6 protein-coding genes are annotated in these 6,258 nt (G+C 61.7%); 3 read left to right on the top strand and 3 right to left on the bottom strand.

The features are described 5' to 3' along the window. Nucleotides 1–764 (bottom strand): divalent metal cation transporter (locus tag RIF72_RS19665; protein ID WP_309076473.1); only part of this gene is annotated, 764 nt, incomplete at its 3' end. A 179-nt stretch (nucleotides 765–943) separates the two neighbouring features. Between RIF72_RS19665 and RIF72_RS20165 the strand changes: the two genes are divergently transcribed. Continuing rightward, a complete protein-coding gene (locus tag RIF72_RS20165; protein ID WP_375164256.1) occupies nucleotides 944–1,246 on the top strand; it encodes a LysR substrate-binding domain-containing protein in 303 nt (100 codons plus the stop codon). Nucleotides 1,247–1,485: 239 nt separating this feature from the next. Here RIF72_RS20165 and RIF72_RS19660 read toward each other — a convergent pair whose 3' ends face one another. Beyond that, complete coding sequence (locus tag RIF72_RS19660) at nucleotides 1,486–1,842, bottom strand: VOC family protein (protein ID WP_309076472.1); 357 nt, start codon at nucleotides 1,840–1,842, stop codon at nucleotides 1,486–1,488. 272 nt (nucleotides 1,843–2,114) lie between these two features. Between RIF72_RS19660 and RIF72_RS19655 the strand changes: the two genes are divergently transcribed. Then, nucleotides 2,115–2,768, top strand: coding sequence for a maleylpyruvate isomerase N-terminal domain-containing protein (locus RIF72_RS19655; protein ID WP_309076471.1), 654 nt, complete (start codon nucleotides 2,115–2,117; stop codon nucleotides 2,766–2,768). Between the two features lie 146 nt (nucleotides 2,769–2,914). Here RIF72_RS19655 and RIF72_RS19650 read toward each other — a convergent pair whose 3' ends face one another. Continuing rightward, on the bottom strand, nucleotides 2,915–3,751 hold the full coding sequence (locus RIF72_RS19650; protein ID WP_309076470.1) for a helix-turn-helix transcriptional regulator: 837 nt from the start codon (nucleotides 3,749–3,751) through the stop codon (nucleotides 2,915–2,917). 85 nt (nucleotides 3,752–3,836) lie between these two features. On the opposite strand from RIF72_RS19650, the gene ilvD reads away from it, so the two are divergent. Further along, nucleotides 3,837–5,696, top strand: coding sequence for a dihydroxy-acid dehydratase (gene ilvD / locus RIF72_RS19645; RefSeq protein ID WP_309076469.1), 1,860 nt, complete (start codon nucleotides 3,837–3,839; stop codon nucleotides 5,694–5,696). Nucleotides 5,697–6,258 lie beyond the last annotated feature (562 nt).

Below are 6,258 nucleotides of genomic sequence, written 5' to 3'. Positions count from 1 at the left end.
CCGGCCACAACGCCGAGGATCGCCAGGAACAACAGCACCCTCATCAGGCCGGTGACCATGATGCCGATCACGGAGCTGCGCGTGATTTCCTTGACGTGCTCCACACCGGTGGCGCCCGAATCCAGCATGCGGTGTGCGCCGGCGTAGGTAATGTAGCCGCCAACCGTGCCGCCAACCAAGGTGGTGATGACGAGGAAGTCTACCCGTTCAGGGAGGAACGTGTTCTTAAGCGCATCACCGAGCGGCGGTGCAGCGACAATCGCGACATAGATCATCAACAGGATCATGAGAGCGCCGAGGAGCACCACGATCCGGTCCAGTGCCAGGCCCGCCCGCTTGCTGACGAAGATCAGGATGGCGACAACTGCGGACACAGCGCCGCCGATCTTCGGGTCGACGCCGAGCATCGCGTTGGCACCCAAACCCGTGCCGGCTATGTTGCCGATATTGAAGACTATGCCGCCCAGAAAGACCAGGCCGGCAAGGAACCAGCCGATGCCGGGGATCACCCGGTTACCGAGCTCCTGGGCGCGCAGGCCGGAAACTCCGATGACGCGCCAGACATTCATCTGAACGGCGATGTCGATGAGGATGGACGCAAGGATGGCGAAGGCGAAGGCCGCGCCGAGCTGCGCCGTGAAGACCGTGGTCTGTGTGATGAAGCCGGGACCTATGGCGCTGGTGGCCATCAGGAACATCGCGCCGAGGAGGGCTGTGCGCCGGGCGGATGAGCTCAGATCAAGTTTGGTGCTGCCGTCTGCCATGGATCCGTCCGTAACGTCAGGGTGACCGTAATCACAATTATCTTCCTCAGCGAGAATACATGTTGTTGAACAATTGGCGCAAGAGATTGTTCAACAATCTTTCTTGGATCTGGAGAAGGGGGGGCCGGACCAGTCCGGCCTTTGGGATTTGGACTTGAGTAGAAGGGTACTGCTCACGTATCCACTGCCACGCCTGCGGCGAAGACCTGCGGGGCGAGCTGTTTGTCCTTTACCCACGCTCAGCTGGGGAAACAGCCTCCACCCGCAACCTGCAACCACTACTCGAGCTAGGTGTCACGCCAACTATCGCCCAAGAATCCTCGAACTGGACCAGCATCCTCTACTTGCTAGGGGCCGGACTTGGCATGGCAGTCGCACCTGAAAGCGCAACCTTATTCGCTCCTGCCTCAACCCGGGTATTACCCCCTGAAGGAGCAGCAGTAAGCGAAATTCAGCTACTCCGCCGAGGAGATGACCTTTGAGCATTGGTGCACAACTTCTGCTCACTCATCACCGGCGTCCGCAGCGCAGCATGAGGCGATACTGCCGGATGCCCCTGCAGTAATCCGGCATTCAGATAGGCCGGAACAACCGCACGAAAGCCGTTACCTCCCGTACCTGCGGCCAGCCCTCCCCTGGTCTCGTCCGCCTCTTCGACCTCTCAGAAGTGGAGAGCGCACATGACATGGAAATGCCAGGACAATGTCACCATCCGCTGGTTCTATACCTCAGTTGATGGACGTACAACACACCATTCGTTGCCCTCGGGGTCACGGAGCACTTGAAACGCGCCCGCAGAACTCCTCTGCATTACGCCGAGTTTGTCAGCTCCAAGCGCTTCGGCCGCGTCCGACGCCACTGCTACATCCTCAACCAGCACGTCGATATGGAGGCGGTTCTTCCCCTGCTTTGTCTCTGGCACCCGTTGGAAGGCCAAACGCGTCCAGCCTGGCGGGTCGACGAATGACCACTCTTCGCTGCGGTGCACGGGTTCTCCCCCGAGGATCGAAGCCCAGAACCCGGCAAGGGAAGCAGGACTTTGGCAATCCACCACGACTTCATCAACGCGTCCGATCATGTTTTAAGCCTACTTCCGGAGATGAGCCTGCCGTCCAGACAAGCCGCAAGAGCACAGAGTCGAGGCGGGCCTGTCAGGCAGCTTCGGCAATCTACAACCTAGGCCGCCAGCAAGAGCTAGGTACTATGGCGCTTTAGTACACTGCCTGCCGGTCAACTCGTGCAGTCCAGGACGATCCAAGGCGCTCGGCTGGCCGAAAGGCTGATGCAGGCTGAGCGCCTTTTTCCAGTAACCCCGCCCATGATCGAAATTTCCGCAGCAATGGAGTTGCTATGTCTACTAAACCGACCAGTGTGCTCAACACTTTCTTGGCTGTTGCCAGACAAGTTGAGGCGACCCTCGACAGTAACGCTCTAAAAGAAGGCTGGAAGGATCCAAGTGCGCTGGAGGGATATACCGTCGCTGGCTTGGCCGGTCATCTCGCGCGAGGCCTTCTCACAGTCGAGAACTACATCGGTGCCTTCACTGATGACACAACACATGCCACCGACGCCGCCGGATACATCGTCACCGTCCTCGGCACTCACGATCCCATCGACAGCGACTTCCACCGCACCGTACGGGCCCGCTCTCTGGAAGCCGCATCAAATGGGCCCACGTCCCTGGCACGGGAGTACAAGGAAGTGCGCCAACGACTGTCCGAGCGCCTCCCCCACATCCCCGCAGACGAAACAATTCAAGTTCTCCAAGGTGTCGTAGTGACCGTGGAGGAGTACCTGCGAACCCGACTGGTCGAACTTGTGATCCATCTGGATGATCTTTCCGTCAGCGTGGGACAAGATTTCACAAAAGATCTCCCTCAAGAGGCATACAAAGAGGTCGCGGCAGTCCTCGCACAAGTCGCGGTGCTACGCAACGGAGGACTGAATGTGATTCGAGGACTTGCCCGCAGAGAACGCCACATCGATCCTGTCCGAGCGCTCTGATTCCTGCGTTATGAGCAACGCTTTCACTGGACCCGCTCACAACGTTGGCCTCACGGCCGGTTCAAACCAGCTCATCATGTCCGGAGAATTGGCACCTGACAGAGCTCCGCCCAATACAGGCCCACCCAAAGCCCAGATGAGGGGACTTAGATCTGGGCTAGGAGGGACTGCACCTGGGCCGCGGCATTACTGCCTATTGACGGTGTGTAAACGACGATGTGCAGGTCGGGCCGATCCGAAGGCGAGAGTTGGTGGTGTTCCAGTTGCAGGACTCCGACGGCTGGGTGGTGGAAGAGCCGCTCGCGTGATTCGAAGCCCAAAATGTCGTACCGATCCCAGCCCTCCTTGAATACTGCGCTCGTTTCCTTAAGCCGCTCCACCTGGTAAGACACGTCCGGATCACCCAGCCGCTGCCCCGCTTCTGCCCGGAACTCGGCCAGGAACCTCCTGCTGGTCACGTCCCAGTCCGGGAGCAGTTCCTTCACATAGGGGTCCGTAAAGACGAGCCACAGCAAGTTCCGCTCGGCGGTGGCGACCTTGGCTATGTTGGGATAGAGCGCAGCGTAGGCCCGGTTCCATCCCATAACACTCCAATCGGGGGCCAGCGCGAAAGCAGGGTTGGGACCCAACGCGTCGAGGAGGCGCTGAATGTGAGCAGGCGCATCAGCAGCCTCTGGACCGGCAGACGCAGGCGCCGAATAACCGCCTAATGACAGGACATAGGAACGCCCCGTCTCCGACAAGTGCAGAGTTCGTGCAACGGCTTCGAGGACTTCGCGGGAGGGCCTGATGTCCCTGCCCTGCTCAAGCCACGTGTACCAAGTGACGCTCACCCCGGAAAGAAAAGCCACTTCCTCCCGCCGCAACCCCCGCTCCCGCCGACGGGCCACGGGCGGCAACCCGTACTCGGACCGCAATGCCTGTTCCCGGCGTGCCCGCAGGAACAGGCCCAGCTCCCTGCGTTTATCCCCAACCCCTTTCACGGAAATAACACTAGTACTCTGTTACTCCTGCTACTAGTATCAGCACTGTCTTCCACCTGTGCGCCGGTGACGGCAGGATCGGTACATGCCCGCACTTCGCTCTAAAACAGTCACTCACGGCCGGAACATGGCCGGCGCCCGCGCCCTGCTGCGCGCCTCCGGCGTCGCCAACTCGGACATCGGCAAGCCAATCATCGCGGTGGCCAACTCCTTCACCGAATTCGTCCCGGGCCACACCCACCTCGCCCCGGTGGGCCGGATCGTCTCCGACGCGATCCTCGCCGCCGGCGCCGTGCCGCGCGAGTTCAACACCATAGCCGTGGACGATGGCATCGCAATGGGCCATGCCGGCATGCTGTACTCGCTGCCTTCCCGTGACCTGATTGCCGACTCCGTGGAGTACATGGTCAACGCCCACTGCGCCGACGCGCTGGTCTGTATCTCCAACTGCGACAAGATCACCCCGGGCATGCTCATGGCCGCGCTGCGCCTGAACATCCCCACCGTGTTCGTCTCCGGCGGGCCCATGGAGGCCGGCCGCGTGACCCTGACCGACGGCTCCGTGCGCTCCCTGGACCTGGTGAACGCGATTGCCGACGCCGTGGACGATTCAATCTCCGATGAAGACATCAACCTCATCGAAGAGAACGCCTGCCCCACCTGCGGTTCCTGTTCCGGCATGTTCACCGCCAACTCCATGAACTGCCTCACCGAGGCCATCGGCCTGTCCCTGCCGGGCAACGGCTCCGTGCTGGCCACCCACACCGCGCGCAAGGCGCTGTACGAGAAAGCCGGTTCCACCGTCGTCGAGCTGGTGAAGCGCTATTACGACGGCGACGACGCCTCCGTGCTGCCGCGCTCCATCGCCACCGCCAAGGCCTTCGACAATGCCATGGCCCTGGACATCTCCATGGGCGGCTCGACCAACACCATCCTGCACCTGCTTGCCGCGGCGCAGGAGGCGGGCGTGGATTACGGACTGGCCGAGATGGACGCCAAGTCCCGCCAGGTGCCCTGCCTGGCCAAGGTGGCCCCAAACGTCGCGAAGGACAAGACCTACTACATGGAGGATGTGCACCGCGCCGGCGGCATCCCCGCCCTGCTGGGCGAGCTGAACCGGGGCGGGCTCCTGCACAAGGACGTCCACTCCGTGCATTCGAGGGACCTGGACGGCTGGCTGGATGACTGGGACATTCGGGGCGGCAAAGCCACCGAAGAAGCGAAAGCCCTGTGGCACGCAGCCCCCGGCGGAGTCCGCTCCTCCACCGCGTTCTCACAATCGAACGAGTGGACCTCCCTGGACACCGACGCTGCGGAGGGCTGCATCCGTTCCGTGGAACATGCCTACTCCAAGGATGGCGGACTGGCCGTGCTCCGCGGCAACGTGGCCGTCGACGGCGCCGTGGTGAAGACCGCCGGCGTGGACGAGTCCATCTGGACCTTCGAAGGCCCCGCCGTTGTGTGCGAGTCCCAGGACGAAGCCGTAGAAAAAATCCTGAACAAGACCGTCAAGGAAGGCGACGTGGTGGTCATCCGCTACGAAGGCCCGCGCGGGGGTCCGGGCATGCAGGAAATGCTCTACCCGACGTCGTTCCTCAAGGGCCGCGGCCTGGGCAAAAAGTGCGCCCTCATCACGGACGGCCGCTTCTCCGGCGGCACCTCCGGCCTGTCAATCGGGCACATCTCCCCCGAGGCCGCCTCCGGCGGCACCATCGCCCTGGTGGAAGACGGTGACATCATCAGCATTAACATCAGCCACCGTTCCATGCAGCTGGAAGTCTCCGACGAGGTCCTCGCCGAACGCCGCGAAAAACTCGAAGCCAACGGCGGCTACAAGCCCAAAGACCGGGACCGCCAGGTCTCCGCGGCACTGCGCGCCTACGCCGCCATGGCCACCTCCGCGGACAAGGGTGCCGTCCGCGACGTCTCCCTCCTTGAAAACTAACGGCTACCTACCCTGCAGGTCCCGCTCATGCGGGCTCGCATTAGTCCATATACCCCTTGCCTGACCAGCAGCGTGTCAGGCAAGGGGTTGCTAAAGCTGTCGACCTGGTCTCCGCCCGGATTTTACAACCGTCAGCTAAAGGCACACCCAAACCTTGACGTCAGGGTCCCCCAACGTCATTACCCCCAGCCTAATCGTTCACTGAGGCAAGCATCCTCAACCTCAATGCTCACGAGGCAATGCATGCTAGCCAATAAAGACGGCAGCATGTGACTGGTTGGGACATCATGCAAAGCCTGTTGCGCAAGTGTCTAGAGACTGTTGCACAGACTCCGCTGGCCCGACACACAGCATGGCGCTACTTGGGTAGCGGGCACCGTGCCCGTCCTCCCGCAATTTCGATTTAGGCGGGCTGCCCTGCTGACTCGACCAGGAACAAGCTGAAGTGATTCAGGCACGCACTGGCGGCATCATTTCCTGGGATCCGCGCACCTTCCAGCACCACTTCCGACCCGAGCTGCACACCTGTCCCGTCCGGGAGGACGACGACCCGCGGCCCATG

The sequence above is a fragment of the Paenarthrobacter sp. genome (assembly GCF_031180005.1).
GTDB lineage: Bacteria > Actinomycetota > Actinomycetes > Actinomycetales > Micrococcaceae > Arthrobacter.
This window is presented reverse-complemented; position numbering and strand designations above follow the sequence as displayed.

Excerpts from the sequence above, each read along its gene's own strand:
- RIF72_RS19655 (WP_309076471.1), top strand. The coding sequence starts at position 2,115 with ATGTCTACTAAACCGACCAGTGTGCTCAACACTTTCTTGGCTGTTGCC.
- ilvD (WP_309076469.1), top strand. The coding sequence starts at position 3,837 with ATGCCCGCACTTCGCTCTAAAACAGTCACTCACGGCCGGAACATGGCC.
- RIF72_RS19660 (WP_309076472.1), bottom strand. The coding sequence starts at position 1,842 with ATGATCGGACGCGTTGATGAAGTCGTGGTGGATTGCCAAAGTCCTGCT.